This is a genomic window from Planctomycetaceae bacterium (assembly GCA_039680605.1).
GTDB lineage: Bacteria > Planctomycetota > Phycisphaerae > SM23-33 > SM23-33 > JAJFUU01.
In genome coordinates this window covers 287,585-302,564 of the sequence record JBDKTA010000022.1, presented here as the reverse complement: position 1 = coordinate 302,564, position 14,980 = coordinate 287,585, and the positions used below count along the sequence as shown (strand labels likewise).

At 65.8% G+C, this 14,980-nt stretch carries 11 protein-coding genes and 1 tRNA gene; 5 read left to right on the top strand and 7 right to left on the bottom strand.

Translation table 11 applies throughout. The features are described 5' to 3' along the window. Positions 1 to 76: 76 nt before the first annotated feature. A complete protein-coding gene (locus ABFD92_07360) occupies positions 77 to 1,135 on the bottom strand; it encodes a DNA recombination protein RmuC (GenBank protein ID MEN6504339.1) in 1,059 nt (352 codons plus the stop codon). Between the two features lie 284 nt (positions 1,136 to 1,419). Between ABFD92_07360 and der the strand changes: the two genes are divergently transcribed. Beyond that, positions 1,420 to 2,769, top strand: a complete 1,350-nt coding sequence (der, locus tag ABFD92_07355) for a ribosome biogenesis GTPase Der (GenBank protein MEN6504338.1) — start codon at positions 1,420 to 1,422, stop codon at positions 2,767 to 2,769. A gap of 135 nt (positions 2,770 to 2,904) precedes the next feature. Here der and ABFD92_07350 read toward each other — a convergent pair whose 3' ends face one another. The 3 genes from ABFD92_07350 to ABFD92_07340 form a co-directional block, all read right to left on the bottom strand. Then, positions 2,905 to 6,696, bottom strand: a complete 3,792-nt coding sequence (locus ABFD92_07350; protein MEN6504337.1) for a PQQ-binding-like beta-propeller repeat protein — start codon at positions 6,694 to 6,696, stop codon at positions 2,905 to 2,907. An 82-nt stretch (positions 6,697 to 6,778) separates the two neighbouring features. After that, positions 6,779 to 7,546: a hypothetical protein gene (locus ABFD92_07345; GenBank protein MEN6504336.1), complete on the bottom strand. Its 768-nt coding sequence runs from the start codon at positions 7,544 to 7,546 to the stop codon at positions 6,779 to 6,781. A gap of 154 nt (positions 7,547 to 7,700) precedes the next feature. Next, on the bottom strand, positions 7,701 to 8,825 hold the full coding sequence (locus ABFD92_07340; GenBank protein MEN6504335.1) for a substrate-binding domain-containing protein: 1,125 nt from the start codon (positions 8,823 to 8,825) through the stop codon (positions 7,701 to 7,703). A gap of 172 nt (positions 8,826 to 8,997) precedes the next feature. Between ABFD92_07340 and ABFD92_07335 the strand changes: the two genes are divergently transcribed. Both ABFD92_07335 and ABFD92_07330 read left to right on the top strand, forming a co-directional pair. Then, positions 8,998 to 9,657, top strand: a complete 660-nt coding sequence (locus ABFD92_07335) for a PEP-CTERM sorting domain-containing protein (GenBank protein ID MEN6504334.1) — start codon at positions 8,998 to 9,000, stop codon at positions 9,655 to 9,657. A gap of 197 nt (positions 9,658 to 9,854) precedes the next feature. Then, a complete protein-coding gene (locus tag ABFD92_07330) occupies positions 9,855 to 10,565 on the top strand; it encodes a response regulator transcription factor (protein MEN6504333.1) in 711 nt (236 codons plus the stop codon). Positions 10,566 to 10,587: 22 nt separating this feature from the next. On the opposite strand, the gene ABFD92_07325 is transcribed toward ABFD92_07330, so the two are convergent. Further along, positions 10,588 to 11,400, bottom strand: a complete 813-nt coding sequence (locus ABFD92_07325) for a polysaccharide deacetylase family protein (protein MEN6504332.1) — start codon at positions 11,398 to 11,400, stop codon at positions 10,588 to 10,590. Positions 11,401 to 11,582: 182 nt separating this feature from the next. On the opposite strand from ABFD92_07325, the gene ABFD92_07320 reads away from it, so the two are divergent. Together ABFD92_07320 and ABFD92_07315 are read left to right on the top strand one after the other, a co-directional pair. Beyond that, positions 11,583 to 12,983: a sialate O-acetylesterase gene (locus ABFD92_07320; protein ID MEN6504331.1), complete on the top strand. Its 1,401-nt coding sequence runs from the start codon at positions 11,583 to 11,585 to the stop codon at positions 12,981 to 12,983. A gap of 54 nt (positions 12,984 to 13,037) precedes the next feature. After that, a complete protein-coding gene (locus ABFD92_07315) occupies positions 13,038 to 13,877 on the top strand; it encodes an HAD family hydrolase (GenBank protein ID MEN6504330.1) in 840 nt (279 codons plus the stop codon). Positions 13,878 to 14,302: 425 nt separating this feature from the next. Here the strand turns inward: ABFD92_07315 and ABFD92_07310 are convergent, their stop codons facing one another. Both ABFD92_07310 and ABFD92_07305 read right to left on the bottom strand, forming a co-directional pair. Beyond that, a complete protein-coding gene (locus tag ABFD92_07310; protein ID MEN6504329.1) occupies positions 14,303 to 14,668 on the bottom strand; it encodes a four helix bundle protein in 366 nt (121 codons plus the stop codon). A gap of 169 nt (positions 14,669 to 14,837) precedes the next feature. After that, positions 14,838 to 14,911 (bottom strand) — tRNA-Pro (locus tag ABFD92_07305). Positions 14,912 to 14,980: the final 69 nt, after the last annotated feature.

The window sequence follows — 14,980 nt, the reverse complement described above, 5'->3', positions numbered from 1 at the left end:
CCCATATGTTCATGATGCCAATCGCGAGCGTCTCGTCCTCGTCGTCGTCCTCGTCCTCGTCGTCGGTTTTTGCTTTTCAAGCTTCCCCGCGTGGCAACTGTCTGGCAGTCCTGAGATTCTCGATCTTGCCCATCGGCCGATCGAGCATGTTGGTTCGCGTCGAGACGAGTTTATCGTATTCTTCTTTGGCTTCGCCGAGGCGTTTGCCCATCTTGTCCATCGATTCCTTATAGGCTTCCCACTGCTTGCGGACCTCGACGAGCAGGTTGAGCACGTCGTCGGCGGTCTTGAGCAGGTTGGCGTGCTCGGCGGTCTGGCGGATGACGGCCAGCATCGCATACAGCGTCAGCGGGCTGCACAGGACGACCTTCTGCGACAGGGCCTGGTCGATCAGGTCGCGGTCGGCTTCCATCACCAGCGAGAAGACCTGTTCGCTGGCCAGGAACACCAGCACGTACGGGACGGTGGGGGCCTGCGGGTCGATGTACCCGCGCGACGCGACGGCCTTGACGTGCCCGCGCACTGCCGCCAGCAGCGACTTGAGCTGCTCGGCCCGCCCGGCGTCGTCGGCGGCGTCGACGTAGCCCTTGTACGCGTCCAGGGGGAACTTGACGTCCATGTTCACCTTGAGCCCTTGCGGGAGCATGAAGGTGAAGTCCGGCCGCCCGGTCACGGCGGCCTCGCTGGACTGGCAGGTGAAGTTGACGCCTTCGGCCAGTCCGGCCAGACGCAGCACGTCGGCGGCCATCCGCTCGCCCCAGGCGCCGCGTCGCTGGGTGCTGGCGAGCATCTGGTGGAGCTTTCCGGTGGTGGTCGACAGCGAGGCGATGGACGTGCTCAAGGCCCCGACGTCGTGGCGGCGGTCGGACTCGAGCCGCTGGAAGTATTCGGCCATCTTCGTCAGGCGCTCGCCGACCGTCGCCAGCGTCTGGTCGATAAGTTGCTTCTTGCCGTCGAGGGTGGCCCCGGCGGTCTCGGTCAGGCGTCGCGAGTTGGCATCGAGCGCCTCGGCCGCCAGTGCGGCGAAGGCCTGCTGCATCTGCTGGGCGTTGCTCTTGCCTCGCACGATGGAGATGACGACCGCGACGGCGGCGCCGATGACGACCCCGATGATGAAGGTTATGGCGTAGTCCATGATGGGAGGTTATCCCTCTGGGCGGGGAAGAAAAAGAAAAAACCGAGGACGACGACGAGGACGAGGACGAGGACGAATGCAGGAACCATTAGCGGCGGGGCTTGCCCCGCGCGGTTTTTCAGATTTGCTGCAAACGCGCGGGGCGAGCCCCGCCGCTAAACGAGAACTTCGTTTCTTTTCGTCCTCGTCGTCGTCCTCGTCCTGCGTCGTCGGTTGTTTCCTTCCCCGCTCTTTGAATGGGTTGTTTCTTTCCCCGCTTCTGGGATTTCGGATACACTGCCTTCATGAGTCTTCCGATAGTCGCAATCGTGGGTCGGCCCAACGTGGGCAAGAGCAGCTTGCTCAACGCGCTGGTGGGCAAGCGCATCTCGATCGTCGACGCCACGCCCGGCGTCACGCGCGATCGCGTCAGCTCGCCTTGTCCGATCGCCATCGGCGCCGAAGAGCGGTACATCGAACTGGTCGACACCGGCGGCATGGGCATCGAGGACGTCGACAAGCTCACCGACCACGTCGAGGCCCAGATCGCTTTTGCCGTCAACTCGGCGTCGCTGATCCTGTTCATCGTCGACGCCCGCGAGGGGCTGACCGCCCTGGACCGCCACGTCGCCCAGGAGCTTCGCAAGCAGAACACGCCCGTGCTGCTGCTGGCCAACAAGATCGACCAGGTCAACCTGACGACTGAACTGGCCGAGATGAATGGCCTGGGCTTCGGCGAGCCGCTGCCGATCTCGGCGGCCCATCAGCAGGGCGTGACGGACCTGATGGCCGCCATCGCCAGGACCATCGGGTCGATGGCGATGGAGGCGATTCCCCAGCCGGTGATGAAGCTGGCGGTGGTGGGTAAGCGCAACGCCGGCAAGAGCACGTTCATCAACGCCCTGGCCGGGCAGGAGCGGGTGATCGTCTCGGAAGTGCCCGGCACCACGCGCGACAGCGTCGACGTGAGCATCGAGATCGACGGGCGGCAGTTCATGGTCATCGACACCGCCGGTCTGCGAAAACGCAAGAGCCTCGCCGGCGACATCGAGTTCTACAGCTACCGCCGCGCCGTGCGCAGCGTCGGGCGCGCCGACGTGGTGGCGCTGATGATTGACGCGTCGGTCAAGATCTCGCAGGTCGACAAGGACATCTCCGGCCTCGTCGCCGAGCAGTTCAAGCCCGTCGTCATCATCGTCAACAAGTGGGACCTTGCCCGAGGCAAGGCCGCCGCCGAAGACTACGACGAGTACCTCAACAAGGTGCTGCCCGAGCTGTCATACGCGCCGATCAGCATGACCACGGCTGTCACCGGCGAGAACGTGCGCCGGACGGTCCAACTGGCCGAGCAGCTTTTCGCCCAGGCCAACACGCGCATGTCGACGGCCAAGCTCAACGAGGTGGTCAAGGAGATCACGACCCTTCGCGGCCCCAGCCACAAGAGCGGCACCAAGCCGCCGAAGATTCTTTATGCCTCGCAGATCGACGTGGCGCCGCCGACGATCGTCTGCTTTGTCAACGACGTGCGGAGCTTCGACGACAACTACCAGCGTTTTCTGCTGGCGCGCCTGCGGGAAACCACGCCGTTCTCCGAGGTCCCGGTCCGCCTGCTCTTCCGCCAGCGACGCGGCAGGGAAGAAGAGAAACAGTCTTAGATTGCGGATTTCGGATTGCGGATTGAGGGGCGGCCGTGACGATGGTGCGCCAAGCATCATGGCGACCCACGAGAAATAGAAACGTGTGTCGCCATGCCACCCATCTGGGATTCCGCAATTATTTCAGAGCAGCGCCTATGGTTTGCCGGTGAAGACTTGCACGCTCCGGGCGTCGGCGACGACGATCATGCGGTTGAGAATCTTGACCTGCGTGGTTTCCTCGTCGAAGGTCACGCCGGGCAGCTCCTGCCGACCCAAGTGGCGGCCGCTCGCGCGGTCGAACAGGTCGATGAAAAGGGCGGGCTTGGACTGCGAGAACATCGCCCAGCGGTCCTCGGGCGAGCGATCGTTCTTGCGAAGATACCGCCCGTGCAGAAACGACGCCACGGCGGTCACGTCGCTGCAGTGGGCCGCTTCGACGACGACGCAGTTCCATCGTATCGGACCGGCAGGCAGCTCGTAGAGCGTCTCCTTGCCGCTGGAGCGTTCGAAGGCGTACACCTTTTCCATGCACGTGGCGAATGACCCGCCGGGGGCGGTCTTGATCAGCAGGTCCACCGGCGTCTTGTAGAACCGCGACGTCTCCAGCGACCGCTGCCACGGCGAGAGCGGCTTCTGTTCGGCGAGCGTTCCCTCGCGCGCCGTCGCGGCTGCGTCAACATAGCAGATGGCCCCGCCGAACAAATTCATGTGCCTGGGCCAGGCCTTTTCCTGCGGCAGGATGCGGCGGATCTCTTTCAGGGTCCCGCCGGCGCCGAGCACGACCTGGGCCGGTACGGCGCCGCCGGTGCCGCCGAAGAACGCGCTGGTGTAGATATTGATGTCGCCGCCGGCGCCGACAGCCACCGCCTGCACGACCTGATTGCCCACGCGGATCGACTGGCCCAGACAGCGCGTCCAAAGCACGCGACCCGTGGCCATGTCGATCGCGGCTGCCCACGGCTCCCACGCTCCGCCCGCCGAGGCCGCTACCGCCACCGCGCCGCCGGCATCGAGGTGCTCGGTCCAGAACGGCAGCGAGACGCTCCAGAGCACTTTTCCCGATGTGGCGTCGACGGCTGCCACATCCGCGCCGCCGGCAAGGAGGAGTTTGCCCTCGGCGAGGCATCCGCGCTGGGCGGCGGCGGGCAGGATGCATTGCCAGAGGATCTGCACCACCGCCGGGGCGGCAGGGGGCTCGGCGCTGAGGCAGGCGAGCCGTCGGCCGCTGAGGAGGTAGAAGCGGTCTTGCGGTTGCCCCGGGGCCGGCACGATGAGCGTCGTCTGGGGCGCCGCGGCCGACCACGCCCGCGCCAACGGCAGCGAGAGCTTGGGCGGCGTTTGGGCTGCGGCGGCGGGCGCCGCGGCGGTGAACGCCGGGGCGACAATCTCCAGCAGGGTTGCGTCGCGAAGGAACAGGCGCTGCGCCGCGGGCGAGGCCAAAGTTTCCTCTTCGGCGGTCTTGTCCGTGCCGGCGTCGATGCGGCACAGCGCCGCGCCGGCGGCGACGAGCACCTCGCCGTCGCGCACGGTTGCGGCGTCAATATCCCGCTCGAAGCCCCGACGCCACTTGACGCTTCCATGGGCGATATCCACGGCCGCCAGCCATCGCGGGGCCATCGTGATCAGCAGCCCGTCAACGACGGCGAGGATCTGGTCCGAGGGAGTCATGGGCGTTTCCCAGAGCACATCGCCGCTGCGGCAGTCCAGCGCGAGCAGTCCGGTATGGTCGCGTGGGGCGGCCAGAAGCGTCGTGCCCGCGACGATGGGCCCGCTCCCGCATCGCGAGAACTGCACCGCGGGGCGCGCCTGCTGCACGGCGCCGGCGTACCCGCGAATCCAGTTGAGCGAGCCGTCGCGCACGTCGCAGCAGGCAATGCTGCCGGTGTGGGTGACGCAATAGACGGCGCCGCGGCTGATTGTGACCTCGCCCGAGGCGCGGGCCAACTCGACCGGGACATCGACGGCGCGTCCGATCGCCCGCCGCCAGACGACGCGTCCGTCGGCCGACTCGGCGCAGACCAGCGAGAGCATCGGCTGGGCCTCGGCGGAGGCCGCCAGGACGTACGCGCGCCCGTCGAATATCGCCGGGTGGCTCAGGACGCGCAAGCCCTTCCACTGGTCGAGTGCGGCGCTCGACCACAGCACGCGCCCGTCGGCGGCATCGAGCCCCGCCAGCGACTGCGGCAATGTCTGATTCATCAGGCAGCAGATCACGCCGTTGGCCGCGGCTGCGCCCGCCGAGGAGGATGCCGTCACGGCCCTGCGCTGCTGAATGGGCCCGAACCGTCCCGGATGCGTTATGGCGGGCTCCTCTTCCACGGGCGGGTGCTCGGTGGGGGGAATCGAACGAGTCCACCGGACGGATCCGTCTGCCTCAAAGAGGGTAACGCCCTCGCCGGTGGCGGCGACGGTCTGCCCGCCGCGCGAGGCAACCCACGCCGCCGGCCAGGGCGCGTGCGCGGCCAGGTCCCACGCCTCCTGTCCGCCGTTCCATGCCGCCGGCGCCGAAGGCAGCGCCACGCGACGACGCGGCAGGCGAGAAAGCGCTCTTGAGGGGTCGGGAGATGAAGGGCGGCCGTCGCGGCATCCGGCCAGCAGTTCTTTCTTGATCTGCGCGAGGGGCGTCTGTTCGCCTCGCCACGGAAAGCGGTCGCCCGCAGGCACGCCGGTCATGGCGGCTTCGAGGGCCTCGGCGTCGCCTTGGGCGGCGACGGCCGTCCATAGTCCCACGCTCGCCCATCGCCGCAGATCGCCGTCGGCCGCGTGGGCGGCGACGTCGGCGAAGGTGGCGGCGGCCCAGGGGTAGCGTCCGCTGCGCAGGGCGCGTTCGGCCGTGGCGGCCATTGCCTGGTGTACGGCGGCAGACCATGGGCATCGGCGGAAGAGGGCGATCAGTTCATCGCGGGCGTCCTCGCGTTCCAGTTCGGCAGCGATGTTGCGTGCGGCGGCATCCTGGGTTTTGCGCAGCGAGGCCAGCGGTCCGCCGCGGGTGAGCAATTGCAGGTCGACCGCCCGCCAGAAGGCCAGGTAGTGGGACTCGCTGCGGGCCACCGTCGCCTGCGAGCGTCCGGCCAGCTCGAGCAGATTGCTCAAATCTTCGGCGTCGAAATCCTCGCCCGCGCTGCGGCTGAGCGCTTCCCATCGCATCTGCAGATCGACATCGCGAGGCAGCCCCGCCAGGATTCCGCGGCTGACCTGGATCGACAGGACGTTGGCGCGGTTGTCTTTGGCTTTGTCGAACCAGTCGCCGGCGAGTTTGCCATGTCCGAGAAAAGCCAGCAGTTCGCCCGCTGCCGCGGCGGCCTGGGGAGTTGTGCGCGACAGGCGCGACGCGTGGGCGAAAAAGTCCCCCGCCAGATCGTAGCGCATCTGCGAGCCGATCAAATCGCTCTGCTGGGCCAGCGCGGCTGTCACGACCGGGTCGCCGTCGGCGATGCCTCCGCGGGCGTTCAACTCCAGCACGCGCCCGGGCATCGCCTGCCACTGCAGCGCCCAAGGGCGGCGGATGCTGTCTTTGAAGGGCTGGGCAATCAGGGCGGCGTATGCCTGCGCCCTCAGCGGGCCGCCGGCGGGAAAATCCCGCACGATCTGCTGCAGGCAGAACTCGCGCAACTCGCCCTCGCTGCCGCCGGCCATCTGAAGATACGCCGCGACGTGCTTTTCCTTGTCGGTCGCGAACCGCTGAACCATCGCCTTGAGCAGGGCGATCTTCCGCAGCTCCAGTGCCTTGTGGCCGACCCCGTGCAGCGCCGGATCGGCGGCGATCTGTTTGCTCAGGACCGCGTCGGAGTTGGCCGCGAGGGTTTCATCCCACGTCGGCGCCCAGGCGATGTTTACCGCCGCCCAGTTCTGCGGTACGCAGTCCTGACCGGTCGCCGGCGCCTCAAACGCCAGCGCCGCCAGCAGCGCCGCGGCCAAGGCGCGATGTAGATGAGGGTGGGTCATCTCTTCTTGAACCCGCGTAGGGGCCTGCGGGATTGCAGGCGCCGGCAGATCGCCGCGTGATCGCCCCGGCGGGGGCGTCCAATCAGGAAAGCGCCGGCTGACCCTGCGGGGCCAGGGCCTGCGCCCTGGGGCGCGAGCAGAGCCATTCGATCAGGATCAGCAGGTAGAGGGTGGGGGCGTAGAACTCGCGGCACTCGCCGACCTCGGAATGCGGGAAGAGGCGGCGGACGAAGTACAACACCGCCACTCCAATGAACAGCACGCTGCCCAGCGGCAACGAGGGGACGAAGAGGCCCAGCTTGTCCACGAAGCGCCGGGCCCAGGGTTTGCCCTTCCGCAGCGCCAGCGGCAGGAGGATTCCATGAAACGCCGACCCCAGCACCAGGGGCAGTTTGAACAGGACGCTGCCGATGGAGAACTGCATCGGGCCGATCTCGAAGGTGAGGTTGTGGACCGTCACGTCGTTGTGCCCGAAGCGGACATTGGAACCGCTGCGCGATTCCATCGACTTGGGCGGGGCGAACCCGAAGAATCGCTGCCCCCAGGAAAGTTCCTCGCCCGCGGCCACGATGCACAGGATCGCGAACACGATCAGGAAGACCCGCTGGCGCCGGGCGAGCTGTCCCATCCACATGGCCGCCGGAATGGCCAGCAGCGCACAGAGCATGAAGGACGCGACGGTGCCCCATTCGACCAGGCCGTCTTCCCTGGTGAAGTTGAACGATTCGCCCTGGCGAATGTGGAAGAGGATCATCATCCCCAGCAGCGCCGCCAGTATCGCCGCGGCCGCCATCGCCAGCGCCACCGAGAGCCTGCTCTTTACGCCTGCGTCACATGTTTGATCGTCCATAGGGCTACCTGCGCCCGCTCAGGGCTTAGTAAGAAGGCACAGGGACAGTATCTGCGGCGGGGGCGTGATGCAATATTATTTCGCCGTCGTCGTCGGCGTCACGAGCATGATGCTGATTCGTAAGTAGTATCGCGACGTAGCGGCGAAATGCCATTCACGCGCGGATGTGGGCGGCACGATATTGTTCGGGGGTGCAGGCCATGGTCCGCTTGAAGCTGCGCCACAGGGCGCGCGACTCGATGAATCCGCACCGCCGGGCGATCTGGCCCACCGCCTCGGAGGATTGGGCGAGCATGTCGGCGGCCGCCCGCACGCGCCGGGCGGTGATCTCGTCGGCGACGGTCCTTCCGATTTCGCGCAGGAAGACCTGGTCGAGGCGGCGGCGGCACAGACCGGCCGATCGGGCCACTTCCTGCGGCGTCAGCGCGCGTTGGAAGTGCTCGCGGATATACGCTACAGCCGCGGCGACCTCGGGGCGGCAGAGCATCACAGAGTCGGTGCTGCGGCGGCGGACGACGCCTTGCGGCGGCACAATGACCGGCCCGCGGGGCACGCGCACGCCCCGGAGAAGCTTGTCCATCAGCCGCCCGGCCTCGAAGCCAACCTGGAAATGGTCCGCCTCGACGCTCGTCAGCGGTACGGCGCCCAGCTCGCAAAGGGTGGTGACATTGCCGGCGCCGACGACTCCAACGCTCTCCGGAACCGCCAGGCCCGCCGCCAGCGCCCGCTGGATCGTCAGCGCGCCCACCGCGTCGGGCACGGCCACCACGCCCACCGCTCCGCCGGCGGCCTCTCGCGCCTCGACCAGGCCTTGCGAGCCCAGCGGCGCGCAGACCTGCGCCTCGATCCCCGCCGCCGAGGCCGCCGCAAGAGCCCCGGCGACCATCTGGTCATTCTCGCGATACACCAGCAGATGGCGGTAGCCGCACTCGATGAGGTGATCGGCCGCCAGTCGCCCCACGGCACGGTAGTCCGGACAGGCGGCGGGAATGTTCGCGTCTTGCGGGACGCCGCCCAGGCTCACCAGCGGCAGGCCGTATCGCTGCACCGCCGCCAGGGCGTCATGGTGGAAGGGGCCGAACACCCCGATAATGCCGTCGGACTGGCCGACGGTGCCTTCGTCAAAGAAGCCCATCGCCCAGGGCAGCGGGTTGACGAGGTAGCCCTTCTGGCGCGCGAAGGCGGCCACCCCCTGCAGGAATCGCAGGTCCTTGTGAGGTCCGACAGCGATCATCGCCCGCCGCGTGCCTCGTGCCGCCGGCGTGAAAGGTCTTGCCATATTTGGACTTTATAATCTCCACTAACGGAATCGTCAAGGGGGTGAAAAGTGGTATAATCAGTACCGCCGCGTTGGGAGCAGGCGCGGCTTCGTAAAAGAGGACTGGAGTATTCCGGGCATCGACCGACGAAATAGAGGCGCCGGGCGCTGCCGCAAATGAAGGAGATTAGCTATGAAAGTCTCTGTGGTTTTCACGGTTGCTTTGGCCTTGGGCGCTCTTTGTGCGACGCCGGCGCCGGCCGACATCGTCAACGTCGTCGTCGGTGGAGGCTTCGTTTCCGACGGCACCTTTCCGCCCAACTGGCAGACCTGGGCGGTCGACCCGCTGTCCATGCGAACTGAACTTAACGCAGCTCGTGACAGCGACGGCGACGACTGGTATGCCATCCTGATGGCAGGCAACTACGCGACCGGGGCCTACATTTACCAGGTCGTCTCGGTCGCTGCCGGCGAGTCGTATGATTTCAAGTTCGACGCGTGCTACAACGGCAACAAGCGCGACATCCGCGCCGACGTGTTCAACGGTGACGTGACGGGCAATGCCGGATTCTTCAGCGACCTGACACTGAAGGGCGATCTGTATGACGTCACCACCACGACCCTGACAACCGCCTATCAGCAGTTCGGCGGGACGATTGTCCCGACCCAGAGCCTGGTCACGATCCGGCTTTACGACCTGGCCCAGAATACCTCGCTGGCGGGCCTCTGGCTCGACAACGTCCAGTTGAATGGCCCCGAGCCGGGAAGTGGACCTGAGATTCCCGAGCCGGCGACGATGGCGCTGCTGGCGGTTGGCGCCGTCGGATCGCTACTCCGGAGACGCCGGGCGTAAGCCGGCGGCCTTCTTGGGAGTTCTTTGAGCGACGGCCGGTCCCGGCAGGATCGGCCGTCGCTTTCTCATGTTAGTCCATCCCGCGCATGAACCTTTTTTTATTTGCGGCCTGTTCGGTGCGTGGGACAGCGTTATAATTCCCACTAGTTGCCAGGCGTTCAGATCGGTTTTTCTGCCGTCGCTTCAAGTAAGTCTGCATGACCAAACCAGAATCAACAGCATTCGGGTCTGTACCCTCGCAACCCGCCCAGGCGGTGCGGCTGGCGGGGGGCACGCGGATGGTGCGAGAGGCGATCTCGGTGCTGCTCCAGCAGGCGGGGCTGGCCGTCTGCGGCGTGTACCATGACGAAGCGGCCCTGGCGGCGGATATGGCCGGGCGCGACCGGAGCGACAACGACGTGGTCGTGCTGCTGCTGTCGGGCTCGGGACCGTTCCAGTCGTTCCAGTGCATGAAGGACCTGATGAGCAAGGTGGGCGACCTTCCCTTGGTCGTCGCCAGCGACCGAATCGCCAGCGGACAGGTCCAGGGCGCTCTGCGCGTCGGAGCCAAAGGCTTCGTCAGCCTCGACGCCGATCCGGCCGAACTCACCCACGCCATCCTCCAGGCCGCCAAAGGGCAACCGTATCTCACCGCCGACGCCTCGCAGCTTCTGGCCAGGGATATCAGCAACGGGGTCGGCCGCGGCGGCCGAGCGCCTGCCCGGCGAGGCGTCGAGCTTTCGCACCGCGAGATCGAGATCGTGCAGCTTCTCTGCGAAGGGCAGAGCAGCAAAGAGATCGGGCGCAATCTCCAGATCAGCCCCAAGACCGTCGAGAATCACCGCTACAACATCTACCGCAAGTGCGACGTCGAGAGCATCGCCGAGCTCATCCGCCACGCCATCAACCGCGGGCTGGTGTCGATCTGAGCACGCCGGCGGTCGCATCCGGTCAATCCGTCAGCGGCGTGACCTTCCCCGGCGCCACCTCGACGGCTTGTCCGCCCACGTCAACCCACACCGAAACCGCCGAGGGATTGAACAGGCGCTTGCCGTCGGCCGTGGCCCGCAGGGCGCGCTGGGCGTTGAGGTAGTCGGCCACTTCGATGTTCGTGGCGTACCAGGTATGGCTGTCGCCGGCGACGCTCTTGCAGAAGTTCTCGATCAGGTCCCAGTTGTCGGCGTTGTTGAACTCGTAGCTGTGGCCCCAGACGTAGAACAGCGTCTGCAGCATGCCCGGCTGGGATTCGACGAATCGCTTCGTCAGATCGCTCAGGCGGGCGTCGCCGTGGTGGCACGTCGGGTGCCAGGCCAGCAGGTTCTCAGGGATGTGGAACCCGCCGTGGGCGGCCACCGTGCGGGCGTACTCGATCCCCAGCGACGGCAGCAACTCGATGACCCGCGGGCTGTAGTCGCCGTAGGGATAGCTCATCCCGCGCACGGGGTACCCGGCCAGGGCTTCCAGGCTGCGGCGGTCGTCGATCATCTGCTGGGCGAGCACTGATTCCGGCAGCCGCGACAGCAAGGGGTGTGTGTACCCGTGCGCGGAAATCTCATGCCCGGTGTAAAGCCCCGCCACCTCCTCCGGCGCCAGATATCCCTGCCGCCCCAGCAGCCCGCCGTTAAGATGAAAACTCCCGCGAATGCCGTGACGGTTGAAAATCTCCACCAGCCGCCGGTCGGCAGTCACGCCGTCGTCATAGCTCATCGTCAAGCATCGAGTCTTGCCAGCGGCCCAGCGGTTGAACGAACAGTACATAATCATCCTTCCTTGCGAGTTAGCTTATATCCGGCTGGATAATGACCAGCAAGATGTCTTATCGTCCTCGTCGTCGTCCTCGTCCTCGTCGTCGGTTTCTGCTTTTCCGGCAGCATGTTTTCCCTTGAACTATCGTATAAACCCCGTAATGTGTCTGCTTCTCTATTTGCCCACACAGGAGCTTTTCCATGGCCAAAGAGGCAGCGGTGCTCGGCACCACCATCAGCAGCGGCGCCAGCGATTGGCAGATCTTCCAGCAGGACAAGACAGGCCGCGGCGAGATCCGCCTGGCCGGCCGATGGGGATTTGGCCAATGGCCCGCCTGGAAAAAGTTCACCGCCCAGGTGCGCCTGGTTAGCGAAGACACCGGCGCTGCCGTCACGGCCGAGCTCGACTGGCAAGACGCCGCCCTCAAGAAAAATGGCACGTGGACTGCCGTGCTCAAGAACATTCCCGCCGGCGGGCTCTACCGCCTCGAGACGCGCCTGCACGACTACAACGCCTGGGGCGGATTCATGGGCGACTGCCGACACTTCATCGGCGTCGGCGATCTGTGGATCATCGCCGGGCAGAGCAACTCCGCCGGTTACGGCCGCGAGCCGGTCTATGACCCGCCGCAGCTTGGCGTACACGTGTTCAACAACGCCATGCGATGGAGCCTCTGTACGCAGCCGGCCAACGAAACCACCGACACCGCCCACATGGTCAACCGCGAAGGCTACCCGCAGCACGGTCCGTGGATGGCGTGGGCGAAGATCGTCAGCCGCACCTTGGGCTACCCCATCGGGCTGATCCAGGTCTCGCTGGGCGGCAGCCCGCTGTCGATGTGGAACCCGACGGAGCCGGGCGACAGCGGCCTGTACGACATCATGGTCCAGGCGGCTGCGGCTACCGGCGGCGCCCGCGGCGTGCTGTGGTACCAGGGCTGCTCCGACGCCGGGCCGACCACGTGCAAGACCTACGGCAAGCGGTTCATTGCGGCCGTCAAGGCCTGGCGAAAAGCCCTGAAGAACCCCGACCTGCACGTGCTGACGATCCAGCTCAACTGCGTGATCGCCGACCCGCAGGACGAAGCCGACCGCGGCTGGTCCATCATCCGCGAAACGCAGCGCGTGGTGCCCAAGCAGCTCGCCGGCGTGACCGTCGTGCCCACGCTCGATCAGCCGCTCTCTGACGGTATTCATAATTCCGCGCACGGCAACTTGCTGATGGCCCAGCGCGCCGCCGCCACGGCGCTCGGCGCTGTCTACGGCAAGCCCGTCGCCTGGCAGGCGCCCGAGCCCGCCTCCGCACGCAAGGCCCAAGCCGGCAAGGCCGTCGACATCCGCTTCGCCAACGTCACCGGGCAACTGACGACCGTCGACGGCCGCGGGAGCATCAAGCCCTTCGTCGTCGAAGACGCCCAGGGCGACGTGCCGGTCGAAGGCGTGGCGTACATCAAGCGCGATACGATCCGCCTCAAGCTCGCCCGCAAGCTCGCCGACAAGGCAGTCGTGCATGGCGGCTTCGGCATGAACCCCCCGACCGTCCCGCACGACCAACCGCGCATGCTGCCTATCCTGGCGTTCTACGGGTTAAAGGTCGAGTAAAGAGGGTGGCACGCACAACTCCGTTGTGCGTGTCCCCGACGGCGGACAATGAGCTTGGCGCCCAAATACAAACTCCTCGCCCTCGACGTCGACGGCACCCTCGTCGGCCGCGACAGCATCGTGCCGCCGGATGTCATCGAGGCCGTCGGCGCGGCCGAGGCCGCGGGCATCCGCATCGTGCTGGCTACGGGGCGCAGCTACGTCGAGACCGTCGGCGTCTGGAGGCAGCTCAACCTCAAGGCCCCCTTCGAGCCCATGGTCCTCATCGGCGGGGCGCTGGTGTCCGAGGCCCACAGCGGCCGCACGCTCTGGCAGCAGCCCATCCCCCGAGCAGTAGCCGTCGAGTTCTCCGACGCCCTGGGCGATGCGGGCTACTCCGCCATGGCTATCCTCGACGTGTGGCGCTGCGGCGTGGAGTACATCGTGGCCGAGCATGGCCGCGGCGACGAGGCCCACCGACTCTGGTTCAGCAAGATGAACGTGAAGGTGCATCGCGTCGAACGCATCGCCGAGGCCCCGGAAATGCCCGACCCGCTGCGGATTTCAGCCGTCGTCGAATCGACCGATGCGGCGGCCGTCAGCGAGCGCCTGCGCGAGCAGTTCCACGGCCGCCTGACCGTCCACGCGATCGTGGCCCCCAACTACGGCGTGACGATCGTCGAAAGCTTCGCCGCCGGCGTGAGCAAGTTCACCGGCGTGCAGTACGTAGCCCAGGCCTACCGGATTGGCCCCGGCCAGATCGCCGCCGTAGGCGACGACGTGAACGACCTGGAACTCATCCGCAAAGTGGGCCTTGGCGTAGCCATGCCCAACGGCTCGCCGCTATTGATCGCCGAAGCCGACCGCGTCGCCGAAAAAGGCTTGGCGGCGTTCATTCGGGAACTGGTGGAATAGCCGCGAACGACACTAACATCACGAACGCTGAAATGAAAAAATCGGGGCGACAGGACAAGGTTAGAACTTTTCACGACCGTAGCGGGGCGAATGGAAAGCAGCCTTCAGGGGGTATTACTGGGAATTACTTCACCTATTTAATCGATCTTGTGTCACAAGATTGTGCCAGCCCCAATGGGGCGCCGCGAGTCGGGGTTGAGGGACTAGAAGTAGTCTCCCTGGCGCTTGCCGTGCAGCAAACCGCTCCAGCCGCCCGTGCGACCATTCTGGGCGTTGGCGTCCTTGCTTCACCGCGCGGCCCTCTTTCTGCGGAGCACGATCTGGGCCTGATTGTGGCTTACGCTCCTGAATGTGCGGCTGTTCCGGCCGCCCCCCCGAACAACCTCCCCGACGACCCCGCTGCTGTTTTCGCGTTCAACTTTCTACTATCTCCCCTCTCCATTCTGTTCACGGTTGATGAGGCCTGAGAGCATTTTGGCAATTTCTTCAAGGTTGGCTTTGAGCGACTCGTGCGTCTCGATTGTCAGCAGATTGCGCCGCTTGGCCAGTTCCAGCAGCGGGACGCACTCCTGGGTCGAGCCGCGGGAGATTCCGAAGAAGTGTTTGCGGTCGGCCTTGGTGAAGCGGCCGTTGCCTTCGGCGATATTGGTGGCGATTGAGGTCGATGCCCGGTTGAGTTGATCGGCCAGGAAGAAGAACCCTCTGGCGAACGTGCCGGTGAGTTCGAGAATCCTGTCGGCAAACGCAACGGCTTTCTGGTAGACGAGCAGTTTCTCGAAGGCGAATGCCATTGTTGCTCTCCTCGATCTTGTACCGCCCAAAAATTGAAAGGAGAAAGTAGAGAGGAGACCGCGGAGAGCACCTTTGCCAGTTGAGTTGCGTTCTGGCGGCGAGCTCTCTTGCTTCTTCTACTTTCTACTTTCTCCCCTCTCCGCTCTATTTTTCGCCTACGGCGAAAAATCGGGGCGACTGGACTTGAACCAGCGACTTCCAGGTCCCAAACCTGGCGCTCTACCAAGCTGAGCTACGCCCCGGTAGAATCTCATTCTACTTCGCCGGGGCGAAAGAGTCCATCAGCGAAGCGCCGCGGCGCGTGATTGCGG